General features: G+C 58.2%; 21 protein-coding genes and 1 other RNA gene. 15 read left to right on the top strand and 7 right to left on the bottom strand.

Annotation, left to right across the window (positions count from 1 at the left end; translation table 11 throughout):
* Positions 1-236: 236 nt before the first annotated feature.
* Both ACA064_RS27315 and ACA064_RS27310 read left to right on the top strand, forming a co-directional pair.
* Positions 237-881, top strand: a complete 645-nt coding sequence (locus ACA064_RS27315; RefSeq protein ID WP_497670907.1) for an MBL fold metallo-hydrolase — start codon at positions 237-239, stop codon at positions 879-881.
* Between the two features lie 117 nt (positions 882-998).
* Entirely contained in the window at positions 999-1703 is a 705-nt protein-coding gene (locus ACA064_RS27310; RefSeq protein ID WP_497670906.1) for a YiaD family glycine zipper/OmpA-like lipoprotein, read from the top strand.
* Between the two features lie 83 nt (positions 1704-1786).
* Here the strand turns inward: ACA064_RS27310 and ACA064_RS27305 are convergent, their stop codons facing one another.
* Positions 1787-2221 (bottom strand): Z-ring associated ZapG family protein, encoded by a 435-nt coding sequence (locus ACA064_RS27305; RefSeq protein WP_497670905.1) that lies wholly within the window; start codon positions 2219-2221, stop codon positions 1787-1789.
* A gap of 146 nt (positions 2222-2367) precedes the next feature.
* Here ACA064_RS27305 and ACA064_RS27300 point away from each other — a divergent pair, with 146 nt between their 5' ends.
* From ACA064_RS27300 to zapE, 3 genes are all read left to right on the top strand, one after another.
* The gene (locus ACA064_RS27300) at positions 2368-2997 is read left to right on the top strand and encodes an alpha/beta hydrolase (protein ID WP_497670904.1); all 630 of its coding nucleotides are present in this window, start codon (positions 2368-2370) and stop codon (positions 2995-2997) included.
* Between the two features lie 24 nt (positions 2998-3021).
* Positions 3022-4377, top strand: a complete 1356-nt coding sequence (locus ACA064_RS27295) for a tryptophan--tRNA ligase (protein ID WP_497670903.1) — start codon at positions 3022-3024, stop codon at positions 4375-4377.
* A gap of 90 nt (positions 4378-4467) precedes the next feature.
* Positions 4468-5562 carry a cell division protein ZapE gene (gene zapE, locus ACA064_RS27290; protein ID WP_497670902.1) on the top strand — a complete coding sequence of 365 codons (1095 nt, stop codon included), beginning with the start codon at positions 4468-4470 and terminating at the stop codon, positions 5560-5562.
* 222 nt (positions 5563-5784) lie between these two features.
* Here zapE and ACA064_RS27285 read toward each other — a convergent pair whose 3' ends face one another.
* A complete protein-coding gene (locus ACA064_RS27285; protein WP_497674341.1) occupies positions 5785-6681 on the bottom strand; it encodes a GlxA family transcriptional regulator in 897 nt (298 codons plus the stop codon).
* 244 nt (positions 6682-6925) lie between these two features.
* Between ACA064_RS27285 and ACA064_RS27280 the strand changes: the two genes are divergently transcribed.
* The gene (locus tag ACA064_RS27280) at positions 6926-8062 is read left to right on the top strand and encodes an acyl-CoA dehydrogenase family protein (RefSeq protein WP_497670901.1); all 1137 of its coding nucleotides are present in this window, start codon (positions 6926-6928) and stop codon (positions 8060-8062) included.
* Positions 8063-8166: 104 nt separating this feature from the next.
* Here ACA064_RS27280 and ACA064_RS27275 read toward each other — a convergent pair whose 3' ends face one another.
* Positions 8167-9207: an NADP(H)-dependent aldo-keto reductase gene (locus ACA064_RS27275; RefSeq protein WP_497670900.1), complete on the bottom strand. Its 1041-nt coding sequence runs from the start codon at positions 9205-9207 to the stop codon at positions 8167-8169.
* A gap of 247 nt (positions 9208-9454) precedes the next feature.
* On the opposite strand from ACA064_RS27275, the gene rplM reads away from it, so the two are divergent.
* From rplM to ACA064_RS27240, 7 genes are all read left to right on the top strand, one after another.
* Positions 9455-9883, top strand: coding sequence for a 50S ribosomal protein L13 (rplM, locus tag ACA064_RS27270; protein ID WP_150641864.1), 429 nt, complete (start codon positions 9455-9457; stop codon positions 9881-9883).
* A gap of 14 nt (positions 9884-9897) precedes the next feature.
* A complete protein-coding gene (rpsI, locus tag ACA064_RS27265) occupies positions 9898-10290 on the top strand; it encodes a 30S ribosomal protein S9 (RefSeq protein ID WP_003216038.1) in 393 nt (130 codons plus the stop codon).
* 252 nt (positions 10291-10542) lie between these two features.
* Positions 10543-11136 carry a ubiquinol-cytochrome c reductase iron-sulfur subunit gene (gene petA / locus ACA064_RS27260; RefSeq protein WP_497670899.1) on the top strand — a complete coding sequence of 198 codons (594 nt, stop codon included), beginning with the start codon at positions 10543-10545 and terminating at the stop codon, positions 11134-11136.
* Positions 11136-12347: a cytochrome b gene (locus ACA064_RS27255; RefSeq protein WP_497670898.1), complete on the top strand. Its 1212-nt coding sequence runs from the start codon at positions 11136-11138 to the stop codon at positions 12345-12347. The genes petA and ACA064_RS27255 overlap by 1 nt, the downstream gene beginning before the upstream one ends.
* Positions 12347-13129 carry a cytochrome c1 gene (locus ACA064_RS27250; RefSeq protein ID WP_497670897.1) on the top strand — a complete coding sequence of 261 codons (783 nt, stop codon included), beginning with the start codon at positions 12347-12349 and terminating at the stop codon, positions 13127-13129. Before ACA064_RS27255 ends, ACA064_RS27250 begins: the two co-directional genes overlap by 1 nt.
* A 150-nt stretch (positions 13130-13279) precedes the next feature.
* Entirely contained in the window at positions 13280-13897 is a 618-nt protein-coding gene (locus tag ACA064_RS27245) for a glutathione S-transferase N-terminal domain-containing protein (protein ID WP_003216049.1), read from the top strand.
* Positions 13898-13915: 18 nt separating this feature from the next.
* Positions 13916-14329, top strand: coding sequence for a ClpXP protease specificity-enhancing factor (locus tag ACA064_RS27240; protein WP_497670896.1), 414 nt, complete (start codon positions 13916-13918; stop codon positions 14327-14329).
* 134 nt (positions 14330-14463) lie between these two features.
* Here ACA064_RS27240 and ACA064_RS27235 read toward each other — a convergent pair whose 3' ends face one another.
* The 4 genes from ACA064_RS27235 to ACA064_RS27220 all read right to left on the bottom strand — a co-directional run bounded on the left by ACA064_RS27235 (position 14464) and on the right by ACA064_RS27220 (position 17922).
* The gene (locus ACA064_RS27235; protein ID WP_497670895.1) at positions 14464-15042 is read right to left on the bottom strand and encodes a BON domain-containing protein; all 579 of its coding nucleotides are present in this window, start codon (positions 15040-15042) and stop codon (positions 14464-14466) included.
* The gene (locus tag ACA064_RS27230; protein ID WP_003171862.1) at positions 15039-15632 is read right to left on the bottom strand and encodes a phosphoheptose isomerase; all 594 of its coding nucleotides are present in this window, start codon (positions 15630-15632) and stop codon (positions 15039-15041) included. The genes ACA064_RS27235 and ACA064_RS27230 overlap by 4 nt, the downstream gene beginning before the upstream one ends.
* A 107-nt stretch (positions 15633-15739) precedes the next feature.
* Positions 15740-16111 (bottom strand): YraN family protein, encoded by a 372-nt coding sequence (locus ACA064_RS27225; protein ID WP_497670894.1) that lies wholly within the window; start codon positions 16109-16111, stop codon positions 15740-15742.
* Entirely contained in the window at positions 16111-17922 is a 1812-nt protein-coding gene (locus ACA064_RS27220; RefSeq protein ID WP_497670893.1) for a penicillin-binding protein activator, read from the bottom strand. The genes ACA064_RS27225 and ACA064_RS27220 overlap by 1 nt, the downstream gene beginning before the upstream one ends.
* 187 nt (positions 17923-18109) lie before the next feature.
* On the opposite strand from ACA064_RS27220, the gene rsmI reads away from it, so the two are divergent.
* Positions 18110-19015 carry a 16S rRNA (cytidine(1402)-2'-O)-methyltransferase gene (rsmI, locus tag ACA064_RS27215; protein WP_497670892.1) on the top strand — a complete coding sequence of 302 codons (906 nt, stop codon included), beginning with the start codon at positions 18110-18112 and terminating at the stop codon, positions 19013-19015.
* Positions 19016-19089: 74 nt separating this feature from the next.
* Positions 19090-19443: RNase P RNA component class A (rnpB, locus tag ACA064_RS27210), an RNA gene on the top strand.
* Positions 19444-19747 lie beyond the last annotated feature (304 nt).

Here is a 19747-nt window from a genome sequence, read left to right as displayed (position 1 = left end):
ACGAAATAGCCTGCGTTGAGGGGTTTTTACACATGGGCGTCGTCGACATTCGCTTGGTAAATAAAATCGACTGCGTCATCCTGGCTTTTGGCTTTTACTGTCGGCTTGAATGTGCAGGTCCACTCGGGCCACTCTTCAGACACGATTTGCGCGTGCCAGGAGCCTTTGTTGCTGAACTTCACCATTGCCCACCGCACTGCGCCAACTCATATGCCATCGATCTTACAGGAGTACCCATGCAAGCAGCAAAGACTGCGGTTATCCGCGAAACCTTCCCCGTCGGCCCGTTGCAGTGCAACTGCACGATCATCGGCGATCCGATCACGAAAAAAGCCATCGTCGTCGATCCCGGTGGCAATCATGAATTGATCCTGGCGCGGCTCGATGCCTTGGGCCTGAAGGTGGTGAGCATCATTCACACCCACGCCCATCTCGATCACTTCCTCGCGTCCGGCCTGTTGAAGGAAAAAACCGGCGCCACGCTGCATCTGCATAAAGAGGATCAGTTCCTCTGGGACAACCTGGAGATGCAATGCAGTATGTTCGGCGTGCCCTATACGCCAGTGCCGCCTCCGGATCGCTGGCTGGCCGATGACGAAGAGTTGGCCTGCGGCTGTGGCGTGGCGTTGCACACACCCGGACATACTCCCGGGTCTATGAGCTTCTGGTTTTCCGAGGCCAAGCTACTGATTGCCGGTGACACACTGTTTCGTCGCGGGGTAGGGCGCACGGATTTGTGGGGCGGCGACCAGGCGACCATCGTGCGCTCGATCAAGCAGCGTCTGTACACCCTCGATGAAGACGCAACCGTGATCACCGGCCATGGCCCCGACACCCGTCTGGGTGATGAAATGCGCGAAAACCCTTTTGTGCGGGCCTGATTGATTGGCCTGGACGAGTTGATGGAATTTTTGCCGTCCGTCGTGTTCCAACCCCAGCTAAGGTCTATTGCCAACGTCCGCTGCACCACAGAATGCAAAAAAAAGTAGGAGCTTTCCATGTTCACCTCGCGTCGTTTGATTATTGTCGCTACTGCCGTGGCTTTGCTGTCTGGCTGCGCTTCGCCTAACCCGTATGACAACCAGGGTCAGGCCGACAGTTCCACGGGCATGAGCAAGACCGCCAAGTACGGTGGGCTGGGTGCGTTGGCCGGGGCGCTGGCCGGTGCCGCTATCGACCACAACAACCGTGGCAAGGGCGCGCTGATTGGCGCCGCAGTGGTCGGTGCCTCGGCCGCCGGTTATGGCTACTACGCCGATCAGCAGGAAAAGAAGCTGCGTGAGAGCATGGCCAATACCGGGGTCGAAGTGCAGCGTCAGGGCGATCAGATCAAGCTGATCATGCCGGGCAACATCACCTTCGCCACCGATTCGGCGAACATCGCTTCAAGCTTCTATCAGCCGCTGAACAACCTGGCGGGCTCCCTCAAGGAGTTCAACCAGAACCAGATTGAAATCGTCGGCTACACCGACAGCACCGGCAGCCGTCAGCACAACATGGACCTGTCCCAGCGTCGGGCCCAGAGCGTGGCGACTTACCTGACTTCCCAAGGCGTCAGCGGTACCAACCTGTCGGCTCGCGGTGCCGGGCCGGACAATCCGGTCGCCAGCAACGGCGACGTTAATGGCCGCGCGCAGAACCGTCGGGTCGAGGTCAACCTCAAGGCGATTCCTGGTCAGCAGTATCAGCAAGGCCAGCAATAAGCCCGACTAACACTCAGGCACAAAAAAGCCCGCCCGATCATCAGTGATCAGGCGGGCTTTTTAGTGTCGCTCGAAAAGTCCGGTTACTTCTTCAGGCCGTAATGTTCATCGAGCATGCCAGGAGCGTTCGGCGTTTTTGGCGCGTAATCTTTCGGCGCTTCCTGACTGCGCGGTGGCGTCAGGCGTTCCCGTGGAGCCTGCACAGAGTCGGCGTGCAGTGCGGCCAGCAGGCGTTGGCGAGTCAGTTCGTCCAGGGCCAGACGATTGGCGCCCTCGGCGAGATGATCTTGCACATCCTGATAGCTTTGAGTGAGCTTTTGCACCAAAGACGCAGTGCTGTTGAAATGGGTAACCACTTCATTCTGATAACTGTCAAAACGTTCCTGAATATCATCCAGCTGACGTTGCGTGCGGTTAGGCGCGGCATTCGGCAACAGCCGGGCGATCAAGAATCCAATGGCGACACCAGCAACCAGGGCAAGAGTCGGCAACAACCAAACTAAGAGCGAGTGTTCCACGAGTCCTTCCTCTATAAACGGCTTTGCTTTACGTTAACGGCTCGGACCTGCGCTGTATACCGCGACGAGATCGCAATCATGCCAGGCGCAGACTTTTAGCTAGACGAGTCGACCCAATTCGAGGTCACGGAGTTCCTTCCTTGCTTATGCGCGAAACCCCTGTATTTATCGATGGCCCGGTTGGCCAATTGGAAGCCTTGTACCTGGATCAGCCCGACGCCCGTGGCCTGGCGCTGATCTGCCACCCGAATCCGGTGCAGGGTGGGACCATGCTCAATAAAGTCGTGTCGACCCTTCAGCGCACAGCGCGGGACGCCGGCTTGATCACCTTGCGCTTCAACTATCGCGGAGTTGGCGCCAGCGCCGGTAGCCATGACATGAGCACCGGTGAAGTCGATGATGCACAGGCTACAGCCCAATGGTTGCGGGCCAAACACCCTGACTTGCCAATGACTCTGTTCGGTTTCTCCTTTGGCGGTTTCGTCGCGGCCAGCCTTGGTGGTCGCCTGGAAGCCAAGGGTGAAACACTTGCTCACTTATTCATGATCGCGCCTGCCGTGATGCGTTTGGGCGATCTGGATCAGTTGCCGCGAAACTGCCCGCTGACCCTGATTCAGCCAGAAACCGACGAAGTGATCGATCCGCAACGGGTCTACGAGTGGTCCGCGGCCCTTGATCGCCCCCATGAGCTGCTGAAAGTGGCAGAATGCGGACACTTTTTTCACGGCAAGCTGACGGACCTCAAAGATCTGATCCTGCCGCGCCTTTCGAATTGATAGCAGTCTGATAAGCGATTACCCATGACTACTCGTACGCGAATTCTCACCGGCATCACCACCACCGGCACGCCGCACCTGGGCAACTATGCCGGGGCCATCCGTCCGGCGATCCTCGCCAGCCGTGACAGCAATGCCGATTCGTTCTACTTCCTGGCTGACTACCATGCCCTGATCAAGTGCGATGATCCGCTGCGCATCCAGCGCTCGCGTCTGGAAATCGCCGCGACCTGGCTGGCCGGTGGTCTGGATGTGAATCGGGTAACTTTCTATCGCCAGTCCGATATCCCGGAAATCCCTGAGCTGACCTGGCTGCTGACCTGCGTCGCGGCCAAGGGCCTGCTCAACCGTGCTCACGCCTACAAGGCCTCGGTGGACAAGAACGTCGAAACCGGTGAAGACCCGGATGCCGGTATCACCATGGGCTTGTACAGCTACCCGGTGCTGATGGCCGCGGACATTCTGATGTTCAACGCGCACAAGGTGCCGGTCGGTCGCGATCAGATCCAGCATGTGGAAATGGCTCGGGACATCGGCCAGCGGTTCAACCACCTGTTCGGCCAGGGCAAAGAATTCTTCACCATGCCCGAAGCAGTGATCGAAGAGGGCGTGGCAACACTGCCAGGTCTCGACGGCCGCAAGATGTCCAAAAGCTACGACAACACCATCCCGTTGTTCAGCAGCGCCAAGGAAATGAAAGACGCCATCTCGCGGATCGTCACCGATTCCCGCGCGCCGGGTGAAGCCAAGGATCCGGACAATTCGCACCTGTTCACCCTGTTCCAGGCCTTCGCCACACCGGCACAGGCCGACGAATTCCGCAGCGAACTGTTGCAGGGCCTGGGTTGGGGCGAAGCCAAGAATCGTTTGTTCAAGCTGCTGGACAACGAACTGGGCGAGTCCCGCGAGCGTTATCACCTGTTGCTCGAACGTCCGGCGGACCTGGAAGACATTCTCCAGATCGGCGCGAAGAAAGCCCGCAGTGTCGCCACACCGTTCCTCAACGAGCTGCGTGAAGCGGTCGGCCTGCGCTCTTTCGTCAATCAGACGCAAGCCGCCACGACCACCAAAAAGAAAGCCGCAAAGGCCGCACGTTTCGTCAGCTTCCGTGAAGACGACGGCAGTTTTCGCTTCCGTCTGCTGGCGGCAGACGGCGAGCAATTGCTGCTGTCGCGCAACTTTGCCGACGGTAAAACCGCTGGCGCGGTGACCAAGCAGCTGCAAACGGGTCAGGAACTGGACCTGCGTAGCGAAGACCTGAGCTTCAGCGTCTGGCTGGAAGGTGAGTGCGTGGCGGATAGCCCGGTATTCGCCGACGGCGCTGCGCGTGATGCGGCCATCGAGGCTTTGCGGATCGCTCTGAGTCCTTCTCAGGACTAATCAGGGGCCAGCCCGACTAAGGGTTGATTGCCATTCTCAAGGGTCGTCGCTACAGTGACGGCCCGTTTTTGTTGTCCTTGCCAGCGAATTATGACGCCCCTAGAACGATATCAAGCTGATCTGAAACGCCCGGAATTCTTCCATGACGCCGCCCAGGAAACTGCGGTGCGTCATTTGCAGCGCTTGTACGACGATCTGGTCGCCGCCTCGCAGAGCAAGCCGGGCCTGTTCGGCAAACTGTTTGGCAAAAAAGACCAGGCACCGGTCAAGGGTCTGTACTTCTGGGGCGGCGTTGGCCGCGGCAAGACCTACCTGGTCGATACCTTCTTCGAAGCCCTGCCGTTCAAGGAAAAGGTCCGCACTCACTTCCACCGCTTCATGAAGCGCGTGCACGAAGAGATGAAAACTCTGCCGGGCGAGAAAAACCCGCTGACCATCATCGCCAAGCGTTTCTCCGACGAAGCGCGGGTGATCTGTTTCGATGAGTTCTTCGTGTCCGACATTACCGACGCGATGATCCTCGGCACGCTGATGGAAGAGCTGTTCAAGAATGGCGTGACCCTGGTTGCCACCTCGAACATCGTCCCGGACGGCCTGTACAAGGATGGCCTGCAACGCGCACGCTTCCTGCCGGCTATCGCGCTGATCAAGCAGAACACCGACATCGTCAACGTCGACAGCGGCGTCGATTATCGCCTGCGTCACCTCGAACAGGCCGAGCTGTTCCACTTTCCACTGGACGCTGAGGCCAACGAAAGCCTGCGCAAGAGCTTCCAGGCGCTGACGCCGGATTGCACTATGGCTGTCGAAAACGATGTGCTGATGATCGAAAACCGCGAAATCCGTGCCCTGCGCACCTGTGAAGACGTGGCCTGGTTCGACTTTCGCGAACTCTGCGACGGCCCACGCAGCCAGAACGACTACATCGAACTCGGCAAGATTTTCCATGCCGTGCTGATCAGCGGCGTCGAACAGATGACTGTCACCACCGACGACATCGCCCGACGCTTTATCAACATGGTCGACGAGTTCTACGACCGTAACGTCAAACTGATCATTTCCGCCGAAGTCGAGCTCAAAGACCTCTACACCGGCGGCCGTCTGAACTTCGAGTTCCAGCGCACCCTCAGCCGGCTGCTGGAAATGCAGTCCCACGAGTTCCTGTCGCGGGCGCACAAGCCGTAGGATATTTCGGAAAATAAAAAAGGGTCTGCATTGCAGGCCCTTTTCTGTTGCTGAAGATCAAAAGATCGCAGCCTGCGGCAGCTCCTACAGGGTCATGTCCTACACCGCGTAGGAGCTGCCGAAGGCTGCGATCTTTATCGATCTCCTATGCGCCGAAGAAGCGTGGTGGTGTGGTGCGATCTCCTATGCGCCGAAGAAGCGTGGTGGTGCGACTGCGCTTTCCTATGCCGCCTGCTGAAACTGCTGCCGATACTGATTCGGCGACAGTTCGGTGTGCTGGCGGAACAGTCGGGCGAAGAAGCTCGCATCGTCGTAGCCGACTTCATAGCTGATGGTCTTGATGCTTTTGCGGCTGGCGGAAAGCAGGCCCTTGGCGGTTTCGATGCGCAGGCGTTGCAGGTAGTGCAGCGGCTTGTCGCCGGTGGCGGTCTGGAAGCGGCGCATGAAGTTGCGGATGCTCATGCCGTGTTCGCGGGCGACGTCTTCGAAGCGGAACTTGTCGGCGAAGTGTTCTTCGAGCCAGTGCTGGATCTGCAGGATGATCACGTCCTGGTGCAGTTTCTGTCCGCCGAAGCCGATCCGGCCCGGCGAATAGCTGCGCTGCACTTCATAGAGAATGTCGCGGGCCACGGCCTGGGCGACGTTGGCGCCACAGAAACGCTCGATCAGGTAGATGTAGAGGTCACAGGCCGAGGTGGTGCCGCCGGCGCAGTACAGGTTGTCGGCGTCGGTCAGGTGTTTGTCCTGATTGAGCTGGACCTTGGGGAAGCGTTCGCTGAAGGCATTGAAGAAACGCCAGTAGGTGGTCGCTTCCTTGCCGTCGAGCAGACCGGCCTCGGCGAGCCAGAACACCCCGGTGGCTTCGCCGCAGAGCACCGCGCCGCGTTTATGTTGCTCGCGCAGCCATGGCAATACTTGTGGATAGCGCTGGCAGAGGGTTTCGAAATCGTCCCAGAAGGCCGGGAGGATGATCACGTCGGTGTTTTCCAGGCCGCCGTCCACCGGCAGGATCACGTCACTGAAGCTGCACACCGGTTGTCCGTCAGGGCTGACCAGACGGGTTTCGAAGGCCGGAGTCAGGCCGTGACCGAGTTGTTTGCCATAACGCAAGCTGGCCAGATGGAAGAAATCCTTGGCTTGCATCAGGGTGGAAGCGAAAACCCGGTCGATAGCCAGGATGCTGACGCGCCGCAGGGGCGTGGAGAGCTGGATAGACATAAATTCAATTATTCTTATAGGGGAAAGTGGTCACCAAACGGCTGGATCGTCTTATTTTTTGTCGTATGTGTCCAGTGTCCTGTATCGAATCGCGGGCTTAGGCTCTGAGGACCAATCCCGACTAACAATAATTACAGGTGCCCGCATGATCCCCAGAACCTTGTTCAGTTCCGAGCACGAACTGTTTCGCGACAGCGTGCGCACGTTTCTCGAGAAAGAGGCTGTACCGTTCCACGGGCAATGGGAAAAACAGGGGTACATCGACCGCAAACTGTGGAACAAGGCGGGGGAGGCGGGGATGCTCTGCTCGCATCTGCCGGAAGAATACGGTGGCCTCGGGGCGGATTTTCTCTATAGCGCGGTGGTGATCGAGGAGGTCGGGCGTCTGGGTTTGACCGGCATCGGTTTTTCCCTGCACTCGGACATCGTCGCGCCGTACATCCTGCATTACGGCAGTGAAGCGCTGAAGCACAAGTACCTGCCGAAGCTGGTCTCGGGGGAGATGGTCACGGCCATCGCGATGACCGAGCCGGGCGCCGGTTCCGACCTGCAAGGGGTGAAAACCACGGCGGTGCTGGACGGTGACGAGTACGTGATCAATGGCTCGAAAACCTTCATTACCAACGGCTTTCTCGCCGATCTGGTGATTGTCGTGGCCAAGACCGACCCGAAAGCCGGCGCCAAGGGTACCAGTCTGTTCCTGGTGGAAGCGGACACGCCGGGCTTCGCCAAGGGCAAGCGTCTGGAAAAAGTCGGGATGAAGGCCCAGGACACTTCCGAGCTGTTCTTCCAGGACGTCCGTGTGCCCAAGGAGAACCTGCTGGGGCAGGCCGGGATGGGCTTCGCCTATCTGATGCAGGAATTGCCTCAGGAGCGCCTGACGGTCGCCATAGGCGGCCTGGCGTCGGCCGAGGCGGCATTGCAGTGGACGCTGGAGTACACCCGCGAACGCAAGGCGTTCGGCAAGGCGATCGCCGACTTCCAGAACACCCGCTTCAAGCTGGCCGAGATGGCCACGGAAATCCAGATCGGCCGGGTCTTTGTCGATCGCTGCCTGGAGTTGCATCTGCAAGGCAAGCTGGACGTGCCGACGGCGGCAATGGCCAAGTATTGGGGTACCGACCTGCAATGCAAGGTGCTCGACGAGTGCGTGCAGTTGCACGGCGGTTACGGCTTCATGTGGGAATACCCGATCGCCCGCGCCTGGGCGGATGCGCGGGTGCAGCGGATCTATGCGGGGACCAATGAGATCATGAAGGAGATTATTGCGCGGTCGCTTTGATCAATCTGCGGTGCCTGAAAAAAGATCGCAGCCTTCGGCAGCTCCTACAGGTGTACATCCGTAGGAGCTGCCGCAGGCTGCGATCTTTTCGGGAACGCCGAAAATTACGGCGCCGGGTTCGGATGATCCTTGTGAATCGCCTCGATCCCCGCCAGCACTTCACCGGACAACTTCAGCTCGAAGCTCGCCAGATTGCTCTCGAGTTGTTCGAGGGTGGTGGCGCCGATGATATTGCTGGTCACGAATGGCTGCTGCGTCACATAGGCCAGGGCCATCTGCGCCGGATCCAGGCCGTGTTCGCGGGCCAGTGCAACGTAACGGCTGCACGCAGCTTCTGACTGTGGGTTGAAATAGCGGCTGAAGCGGCTGTAGAGACTCAGGCGGCCTTTGGCCGGGCGAGCCCCACCTTCGTACTTGCCCGAGAGAAAACCGAACGCCAGCGGCGAATAAGCCAGCAACCCGCACTGTTCGCGGATAGCGATTTCCGCCAGGCCGACTTCGAAGCTGCGGTTGAGCAGGTTGTAGGGGTTCTGGATCGACACCGCCCGTGGCCAGCCGCGGCTTTCAGCCAGGGCGAGGAACTTCATGGTGCCCCACGGGGTTTCGTTGGACAGGCCGATATGACGGATTTTGCCGGCCTTGACCTGCTCGTCCAGTGCTTCAAGGGTTTCTTCCAGTGGCGTGAAATCCTCGTCGGCCTTGTGCGTGTAGCCGAGCTGGCCGAAGAAATTGGTACTGCGCTCCGGCCAGTGCAGCTGGTACAGGTCGATCCATTCGGTCTGCAGGCGTTTGAGGCTGGCGTCCAACGCTTCGACGATGTGCTTGCGGTTGTGCTTGAGCTGGCCGTCGCGAATATAATCGATGGTGTTGCCGGGGCCGGCGATCTTGCTCGCCAGTACCCAGTCGGCGCGATCACCACGGGTCTTGAACCAGTTTCCGAGATAACGTTCGGTGCTGGCGTAGGTTTCGGCTTTCGGCGGCACCGGATACATTTCGGCGGTATCGATGAAATTGATCCCGGCGCTCTTGGCCCGTTCGATCTGGGCGAAGGCCTCTGCCTCGCTGTTTTGCTCGCCCCAGGTCATGGTCCCGAGGCAGATGGCGCTCACATTCAGATCGGTTCTGCCTAGCTGGCGATAGTCCATCGGGTGCTCCCTTGGCAAAACATTCATAAAAGCAGGTTGAAAATTTTTTCGCAATCTGCATAATTGCGCACCTCTTTCTGCAGTGGAAGTGATGCGCCGCCTGCCGAAGAATCTTGCCGTTGAACGGACGCGCTGACCCGAGCCCCCGATAGCGTCTGTATCCGGCTGCCTTTGACTTGTCAAAGTACGCACTATTCAGTAAGATCCGCCGTCTAATTTATCAGGGCGGCCCCTGAGGCTATAAAGAATGAAAACTTTTACTGCTAAACCGGAAACAGTAAAGCGCGACTGGTTCATCGTCGACGCTGCTGGTCAGACCCTGGGTCGTCTGGCCACCGAAATCGCGAGCCGCCTGCGTGGCAAGCACAAGCCTGAGTACACTCCGCACGTTGACACCGGTGACTACATCGTCGTGATCAACGCTGAGCAAGTACGTGTCACTGGCGCCAAGTTCACTGACAAAATGTACTACTCTCACTCCGGTTTCCCGGGCGGGATTAAGTCGATCAACTTCGAAAAGCTGATCGCCAAAGCTCCTGAACGCGTGATCGAGACCGCGGTTAAAGGCATGCTGCCTAAGAACCCGTTGGGTCGCGACATGTACCGTAAGCTGAAAGTCTATGCGGGCGCTGTACACCCTCATACTGCTCAGCAGCCCCAAGAACTGAAGTTTTAACGGAATAGTTCATTATGTCGGCGACTCAAAATTACGGCACTGGCCGTCGCAAGACTGCAACCGCACGCGTTTTCCTGCGTCCGGGCACTGGTAACATCTCCATCAACAACCGCACCCTGGAAAATTTCTTCGGTCGCGAAACTGCCCGCATGGTAGTTCGCCAGCCGCTGGAATTGACTGAGACTGTCGAGAAATTCGACATCTACGTCACCGTGATCGGTGGTGGTGTAAGTGGTCAAGCTGGCGCAATCCGCCACGGTATCACTCGCGCTCTGATGCAGTACGACGAAACTCTGCGCGGTGCTCTGCGCAAAGCTGGCTTCGTTACTCGTGATGCACGTGAAGTTGAACGTAAGAAAGTTGGTCTGCGTAAAGCGCGTAAGCGTCCGCAGTACTCGAAGCGTTAATTCGCTTTTACGTTCAAAAGCGCCCAGTTTCCTCACGGAGCTGGGCGTTTTTTATGGGCGATAGTTTTAGCTGTGACAACTTGCCACATCCTCCGCCCCCTGCATTACAAGGCTTCACGCTGGAGTGGGATGGTAATTACCTTGTCAGAGTAGGGGCTTTTCATTACCATTCGGCAAAATTTTTATAAGTTCAGATTTTTACTTAGTAGATGCCTGATTTAACAGGCCACAAAGCTGATGGGAGAGGACTGAATGAGCAATGACGGCGTGAATGCAGGCCGGCGTCGCTTCTTGGTAGCAGCCACATCCGTGGTGGGTGCTGCAGGAGCGGTGGGGGCTGCGGTCCCGTTCGTGGGGTCATGGTTTCCCAGTGCCAAGGCGAAAGCCGCAGGTGCACCGGTGAAAGTGAATGTCAGCAAGATTGAGCCAGGTCAGCAGATGATTGCTGAGTGGCGCGGTCAGCCGGTGTTCATTGTCCGCCGTACGGAGGAAATCCTGGGGAATCTTAAGAAGATCGAGGGGAAGCTTGCTGACCCTGACTCCAAGAACTCGGACCAACCGACTTATGTCGACCCGGTAGTGCGTTCGATCAAACCAGAAATTCTGCTGCTGATCGGAATTTGCACACACCTGGGCTGTTCGCCGACCTTCCGTCCAGAAGTGGCTCCTGCGGATCTGGGCGCGGACTGGGTAGGGGGTTATTTCTGCCCTTGCCACGGTTCCCACTACGATCTGGCTGGCCGCGTCTACAAGTCGCAACCTGCGCCTTTGAACCTGCCAGTTCCCCCGCATTCCTATGAGTCGAACGACATCATTGTCGTTGGCGTCGATACGGAGAAAGCGTGATGAGCAAGTTCATGGATTGGGTTGATGCGCGCTTTCCCGCCACCAAAATGTGGGAAGACCATCTCAGTAAGTACTACGCCCCGAAGAACTTCAACTTCTTCTATTTCTTTGGCTCCCTGGCACTGCTGGTGCTGGTTAACCAGATCGTTACCGGTGTCTGGCTGACCATGAGCTACACCCCGTCGGCGGAAGAAGCTTTCGCTTCCGTCGAATACATCATGCGCGACGTCGAGTACGGCTCGATCCTGCGTCTGCTGCACTCCACCGGCGCCTCGGCGTTCTTCATCGTGGTCTATCTGCACATGTTCCGTGGCTTGCTCTACGGTTCGTATCAGAAGCCGCGTGAGCTGGTGTGGGTGTTCGGCATGCTGATCTACCTGGCGCTGATGGCTGAAGCCTTCATGGGCTACCTGCTGCCGTGGGGCCAGATGTCCTACTGGGGTGCCCAGGTGATCATCTCGCTGTTCGGTGCGATCCCGGTCATCGGCAACGACCTGACCCAGTGGATCCGTGGTGACTACCTGATTTCGGGTATTACCCTGAACCGCTTCTTCGCCCTGCACGTAGTCGCCTTGCCGATCGTGATTCTCGGCCTGGTGGTGCTGCACGTCCTGGCGCTGCACGAAGTCGGTTCGAACAACCCGGACGGCGTGGACATCAAGAAACATAAAGACGAAAACGGCGTGCCGCTGGATGGCATTCCTTTCCATCCGTACTACACCGTGAAAGATATCGTCGGCGTGGTGGTGTTCCTGTTCGTCTTCTGCTCGATCGTGTTCTTCTTCCCGGAAATGGGCGGCTACTTCCTTGAGAAGCCGAACTTTGAAGTGGCGAACGCCTTCAAGACCCCGGAACACATTGCACCGGTCTGGTACTTCACACCGTTCTACGCGATCTTGCGTGCGATTCCGGACAAGCTCCTGGGTGTTATCGCCATGGGTGGCGCGATTGCCGTGCTGTTCGTCCTGCCCTGGCTTGACCGTAGTCCGGTCAAATCCATGCGCTACAAAGGCTGGCTGAGCAAGATCTGGCTCTGGGTGTTCTGCATCTCGTTCGTGATTCTGGGTGTGCTGGGTGTTCTGGCGCCGACCCCGGCCCGTACGCTGCTGTCGCAGGTATGTACCTTCCTGTACTTCGCCTACTTCATTCTGATGCCGTTCTACACCAGGCTCGAGAAGACCAAACCGGTTCCGGAAAGGGTGACTGGCTGATGAAAAAGCTATTTGCTGTACTGATTCTTGCCGCTATGCCTGTATTGTCCTTCGGGGCCGAGCACGGTGGTCCTGAGCTGGAAAAGGTCGATATCGACGTCTCCGACAAGGCAGCGATGCAGGATGGTGCGCGCACATTCGCCAACTATTGCATGGGCTGTCACAGCGCCAAGTTCCAGCGCTATGAGCGCGTTGCCGACGATCTGGGTATTCCCCATGATCTGATGCTCAAGAACCTGGTGTTCACCGGCGCCAAGATCGGCGACCACATGAGCATCGGCATGCAGTCTGCCGACGCCAAGACCTGGTTCGGTGCGGCTCCGCCGGACCTGACTCTGGTAGCTCGTGTTCGTGGTACGGATTGGCTCTACGGCTACCTGCGGTCTTTCTACGAAGATCCGTCTCGTCCTTATGGTGTGAACAACAAGGTATTCCCGAACGTCGGTATGCCTAACGTTCTGGTCGGCCTGCAAGGTCGTCAGGTGATAGGCTGCAAACAAGTTCAAATCGTCGAAGACGGTAAAAAGCAATTCGATCCACTGACTGGCACGGCTTTGACTCACGAAGCCTGCGATCAGATGACCGTGTTGCCGAAAACCGGTACGCTGAACGAAGAGCAGTTCGACGAGAAGGTCAAGAATCTGGTGACCTTCCTGGCCTACTCGGCCAACCCGGTGAAGCTGCAGCATCAGCGCATCGGTACCTACGTGTTGCTGTACCTGGCCTTCTTCTTCGTATTCGCTTATCTGCTCAAGCGCGAATACTGGAAGGATGTTCATTGATTAAGTTGTAAGCAATTGCTGTTAATCGTGCGCGCCCAAGGGCGTCTCTGAAAGTGTAACGAGTCTGGATCTCCAGGCGTTACGGGAGGCGTCCTCTGGGCGCGCTCGTTTTTCCGCTCCCGATAATTTCAACAAGCGAGGAGGACCGCCATGGGCGTGACCAATCGGTTGGCCTGTTACTCCGACCCCGCCGACCACTATTCCCACCGAGTACGCATCGTGCTCGCAGAGAAGGGTGTCAGCGCCGAGATCATCAGCGTGGAGGTGGGTCGTCATCCACCGAAACTGATCGAAGTGAACCCTTACGGCAGCTTGCCCACCCTGGTCGATCGTGACCTGGCGTTGTGGGAGTCAACCGTGGTGATGGAATATCTGGATGAGCGTTACCCGCATCCACCCTTGCTGCCGGTGTATCCGGTGGCGCGTGCCAATAGCCGTCTGCTGATTCATCGCATTCAGCGTGACTGGTGTGGGCTGGTGGATCTGATTCTGGATTCGCGCAGCAAAGAAGCCGCTCGCGTACAGGCTCGTAAAGAACTGCGCGAAAGCCTCACCGGTGTTTCGCCGCTGTTCGCCGACAAGCCGTTTTTCCTCAGTGAGGAACAAAGCCTGGTCGATTGCTGCCTATTGCCAATACTCTGGCGTTTGCCGATTCTAGGTATTGAATTGCCGCGGCCGGCCAAGCCGCTGCTTGATTATATGGAGCGCCAGTTTGCGCGTGAGGCTTTCCAGGCGAGTCTGTCTGGTGTCGAACGCGATATGCGCTAAAAAGCTTAAGGAGCCGCTATGAACTCCAGTCGACCTTATCTGGTCCGTGCGCTCTATGAGTGGATTGTTGACAACGATTGCACCCCGCACATGCTGGTCAATTCCGAGTACCCGTCGGTGCAGGTGCCGCAGGGCTTTGCCAGTGACGGCCAGATTGTCCTGAATGTATCACCCAGTGCTGTGCGGCATTTGCACATGGATAACGATGCAGTCAGCTTCGAAGGGCGTTTCGGCGGTGTGCCGCATACGCTGTACGTGCCTATAGCTGCGATCCTTGGTATTTATGCCCGGGAGAATGGCCAGGGTATGGTCTTCGATCTGGAGTCTTCCCTGGAAGACGATGAGGACGTCGAGCCTGATGACGACGTTCCGCCACCCGATAACGAGCCGCCGCGTCCAACCGGCCGGCCGAGTTTGAAAGTGGTCAAATAACAAAAAAGGCGATCCGCAAGGATCGCCTTTTTTGTTACGTAGGAGCTGCCGAAGGCTGCGATCTTTTGATCTTGATCTTGATCTTGAAAAGCAAAGTCAAAAGATCTCAGCCCGCGGCGCCTACAGAGTGCATCTCAGTCGATGTACTCGAACAGTTTGACGATCTTCTGCACGCCGGAAACGCCCTGCACCAGACTGGTGGCCTGGACGGCTTCCTGTTTGGTCACCAGCCCCAACAGATAGACGATGCCATTCTCGGTCACGACCTTGATGCGCGAGCCGGGGATGTTGGCGTCGGCGAGCATCTGGGTCTTGATCTTGGTGGTCAGCCAGGTGTCGTTCTGCCGCGCCAGGAGCGAGGAGGGCGGGATGACCTGCAGTTCGTTATGCACCTTCTTCACGCGCTGGACAGCGCTCGCAACCTGTTCGGCCTGGGCCTTGAGGTCGGCGCGCGGTGTCTGTCCGGCGAGCAGAACGATGCCGTTGAAGCTGGTGATGACGATATGCGAGTTTTTGTCCAGGTCCGGATTGGCCTTGGAGATATTCACGCCAGCCTTGGTTTCGATCAAAGAATCGTCGATCGTGCTGCCGAAAGTGCGGGTGCCGCGGTCGTCATCAATGGGTTTTTCGCGGCTGGCAGTAACTACCGAGGTGCAGCCGCTGATGCTCAGGCACAGAGTCAAGGCCAGTAGGCCAAGGCGATTAGGGGTCATTCTTCACTCCCGAACAGTTGGCTGTCGATCAAGTCGCAAAGGCAGTGGATCGTCAGCAGGTGGACTTCTTGAATACGTGCAGTGACATTGGCCGGTACGCGGATTTCGACGTCTTCGGGCAACAGCAACGAAGCCATGCCGCCGCCATCGCGTCCAGTCAATGCTACGACAATCATTTCGCGATCATGTGCGGCCTGGATCGCTTGAATAATGTTCGCCGAGTTGCCGCTGGTAGAAATCGCCAGCAAAACATCGCCGGGTTGGCCGAGGGCGCGGATCTGTTTCGAGAAGATTTCGTTGTAGCTGTAGTCGTTGGCGATCGAGGTGATCGTCGAGCTGTCGGTGGTCAGCGCGATGGCTGGCAGGCTCGGGCGCTCGCGCTCGAAGCGGTTGAGCAGCTCGGAAGAGAAATGCTGTGCGTCGCCGGCGGAGCCGCCATTACCGCACGAGAGCATTTTGCCTTCGTTGAGCAGGGCGTTGACCATCACCTGGCTGGCTTGCTCGATGTGCGGTGCAAGTACGTCCATCGCCTGTTGCTTGGTATCGATACTGGCCTGAAAAAGCTGGCGAATTCGGGATTGCATGTCCATCTGTGTGACCTTAAGTGGCGCGGCTTTCCGGCACATGAAAGTGCAGCCCGCAAAGCAAAGAGCAAAATGGTTGAGTGAAAATGACCGGCTCGGCTTGAGCGCTTCGATCAACTGTCAAAGGCATTCCGTAGCCAGTTCAAATGAGATGCTGTACCCGTGGCGCTGTCTATGGCGACCACATCGAAACGGCAGGGGTAGTCGGCCCAGCGTGACTCGCGCTGCAGAAAATACTGCGCGGCGAGTATCAGCTTCTGGCGCTTGCGGGCATCGATGCTGCCGAGTGCGCCGCCCCATTGCGTGTGTTGTCGGTAACGGACTTCGACGAATACTACTGTATCGCCATCAAGCATGACCAGATCAAGCTCGCCGCGTTTGCACAACCAGTTCTGCGCCAGCAGGCGCAAACCCTGTTGCTGGAGATGCTTGAGCGCCTGGCTTTCCGCATCTCGACCGCTTTGCTGGCGTGACCTGTCGGGCATCAGTGCGGGGTATCGGGCAGGCGTTGAACCTGGCCACTGACGAACTCGGCCCAAGGCAGTTGGCGCTGGATCCGTTGGGTCTGGCCCATGCTCAAGCTGCCTGACAGACCTTCGATGCGGCTGTCTGGCAGTGCCTTGAGCTGACCCAGGCGCGGCGCCAGGCGATAGGCATCGACGCCCATGGCGTACAGGCGACCCAGGCTGCCGCCGGCTTGTGGCCATTGTGCAGTCACTTCCTTGCGCAGCGGATCGTTGGGATCCAGCAGCCATGGCGTTTCACAGAAGCGCACGCCATTCATGTCGTTGTACTGGTTCTGATCGCCGCTGGCACTGAACACGTGGGAGGTGGCATAAACCGGCACATCGCCTGCGTACTGGAAATTCAGCGTCGGTTTGATCTGCTGCGCCTGTTGTGGGGTCGCGGCGAGGAACAGGAATTCGATGTCCTGGCGACGTGAAGGCTGTGCGGCGACTTGCGAGCCAACGGTGCTCTGCAGGGTTTTGGCGCGGCCTTCGCTCTGGCGCAGCTGGAACAGATTGGCGATCTGCTGGGCCAGGGCCACTGGTTGGTCCACACGCTCGACACCGATCACGGTGCCGCCGTTGGCTTCCCAGTCCTGACGGAAGGCCTTGAGTATGCGATCGCCCCATTCGCCTTTAGGGACCATGGCGGCGGCGCGTTGCAGGCCGTCGGCACGGGCGCGGCGCGACACTTCGCGGGCTTCGTCTTCGGCGGAAAGGCCGAACTGAAACAGTTGCGCCGGGCCCTGGTTGCCTTCGCTGTAGTTCAGGGCGAGGGTGGTAATCGGCAGTTGCGGGCGGGCACTGAGTTGTTTGACCAGTGGTTTTTCCAGCGGGCCGATCACCAGTTGCACGCCGTCGGCCTGGGCCTTGCGATAGAACTCGTCCAGGGAAGTCAGGCGCGAGCTGTCATAGAACTCGATGCTCGGTGGCTTCTGCCCGGCTTGCTGGGCCTGGTAGTGAGCAGCCATGAAACCTTCGCGCAGGGCTTTGGCCACCGAGGCCAAAGGACCTTCCTGAGGCAGCAGCAAGGCGATCTTGCTAATCGGTTGGCTGGCCAGTTGCTTGAGCTGGGTCAGCGGTAGCGGCAGTTGAATGGCGGCCGGGTGTTTCGGGTTCTGGGCTATCCAGCTGTCGATAGCGGCCTGTTGCTGTTCCAGGGTGCCGGCGGTTTTGACCGCCAGCGCCAGGCTCAACCAGCCACCGAGATCATCCTCGCTGGTGGGTTGCAATTGATCGGTGGGCAGGGAGGCAATCAATGTCCAGATCGCTTCATGGTTCTTGCTGGCGGCGTCACCGCTGAGCAGCGGAGCAATGAAGATGCGCTCCCGTGCGGCGGCCAGGGTCTGGCCATCGGCCTCAAGCGCCAGGGCATGAACAGTGCCGGTGCGGACCTGTTGCTCTTCCGGCATTTCACCCAGACGCTGCAGGCTCGGATGGCTCAAGGCGCTCAGCGCCGCTTTGGGCTGGTTGCGGGCCATGGCCAGTTCGGCCGCCAGCGTGCTGGCGAAGACCTGTTGGCCGGGCTTGAGTTGTTCCAGCGGGACTTGCGCAAGGATCTGCGCGGCCTGGCCGGGATTGTTCTGGCGGTAGGCCAGGTCCGCCGCGCTCAGACGCAGCAACGCCGCTTTCTCCGGCGTTTTGCTGGTGGCGGCCTGTTCGAGCAGTTGCTCGATACTGGCATCCGGAGTCCGTGGGAGTTCGCCAAGGCTGGACGAGGGCGAGCTGGCGCACGCCACCAATAGGGCAGCGAGGCAGAGGGCAGAGAACAGCCGCAGGCAAGCGATCATGTAATTGTTCCTGATACTCGATCAAATTAGCGGGGAATTGTACCCAAGCACTGGCCGGGGCGCGATGTTACTGGCGTCAAACTGGCTATTTAGCTGGTGCAAATGTTGCGGCGCATCGCAAAAGGCTGAAAAACGCGGCAATACAGTGCGTCTGTAACGCGCATTCGCAGGGCCTCTACGCGTTACAATGGCGCCTTTTACCGATCACGAGGTGTGCGCTTTGACTGCTCCAGGTGCTTTGAATTCCGCTGCTGGCTCGCTTTATGTGGTGGCGACGCCCATCGGCAACCTGGACGACATCAGTGCGCGGGCGCTGAAAATACTACGTGAGGTGGCGTTGATCGCCGCCGAAGATACGCGTCATTCCCTGCGTTTGCTGCAGCACTTCGGTATTTCGACTCCGCTGGCGGCCTGCCATGAGCACAATGAGCGCGACGAGGGCAGCCGCTTTATCACCCGATTGCTGGCGGGTGATAACCTGGCGCTGATCTCCGACGCGGGCACCCCGTTGATTTCCGATCCTGGCTACCATCTGGTTCGTCAGGCCCGTGCCGCGGGGATCAATGTCGTTCCGGTTCCGGGGGCCTGTGCGCTGATTGCTGCACTGTCCGCGGCAGGTTTGCCGTCCGATCGTTTTATCTTCGAAGGCTTTCTGCCCGCCAAGGCGGTGGGGCGCCGGGCCCGTCTGGAGCTATTAAAAGAAGAGCCGCGCACACTGATCTTCTACGAAGCTCCGCACCGGATTCTTGAATGTCTGCAGGATCTGGAGCTGGTGTTCGGTGCCGAGCGCCCGGCTTTGCTGGCCCGAGAGTTGACCAAGACTTTCGAAACGCTCAAGGGATTGCCGCTGGCGCAGCTACGGGCTTTTGTCGAGGGAGACAGCAATCAGCAGCGTGGCGAGTGCGTGGTACTGGTCGCCGGCTGGTCCCCGCCCCAAACCGACGAGGTGGTCAGTAGCGAGGCGATGCGCATTCTCGATCTGCTGCTCAAGGAGATGCCGCTTAAACGAGCTACGGCACTGGCGGCGGAAATTACTGGCGAGCGGAAAAATGTCTTGTATCAGGTTGCCCTGGACAAGCAGAAAGGTGAGTAGCCTGCGGGCTGCGGGGTGGCGAAAGGCGTTTAGCACTTGTTCTTCGGCTGTTCTGCCGTTAATCTTCGCCGCGGAGAGTCGATTGGACAGTCGCTGCCTTCTATGAAAATTAGAGGGGGGAGGAAAGTCCGGGCTCCATAGGGCGGAGTGCCAGGTAATGCCTGGGAGGCGTGAGCCTACGGAAAGTGCCACAGAAAATAACCGCCTAAGCACTTCGGTGCCGGTAAGGGTGAAAAGGTGCGGTAAGAGCGCACCGCACGACTGGCAACAGTTCGTGGCTAGGTAAACCCCACTCGGAGCAAGACCAAATAGGGTTCCAAGGCGTGGCCCGCGCTGGAACCGGGTAGGTTGCTAAAGATGTCCAGTGATGGCCATCGTAGACGAATGACTGTCCTCGACAGAACCCGGCTTACAGATCGACTCTCCACCTTTTTCCTCCCGCCCGCGTCGCTGACGACGGGGCGTTTGCAAAACTGATATCTCCCTGCTTGACTCACTGGCGGCAGGGATCTGTAATACCCATTACCCTCCCTGCTTGAATCAATAGCAGAAGCAATTTTGTAATACCGAAAAAATCTTACTCTTAATAAATCACTTTAACTTCGGCTCGTAGCTTTCTGGCTCGGTTGAAGTTCGCGAGCCGCTGCGTCCGCCAAATTCTTGCTACTCCCTCTTTATAGCCTCCTAAATCTCAGTTCTGTAAGGCTTTTCGTTGAAACCGCGCCTTGACGG

Source organism: Pseudomonas sp. LBUM1658, from assembly GCF_059716055.1.
This window is presented reverse-complemented; position numbering and strand designations above follow the sequence as displayed.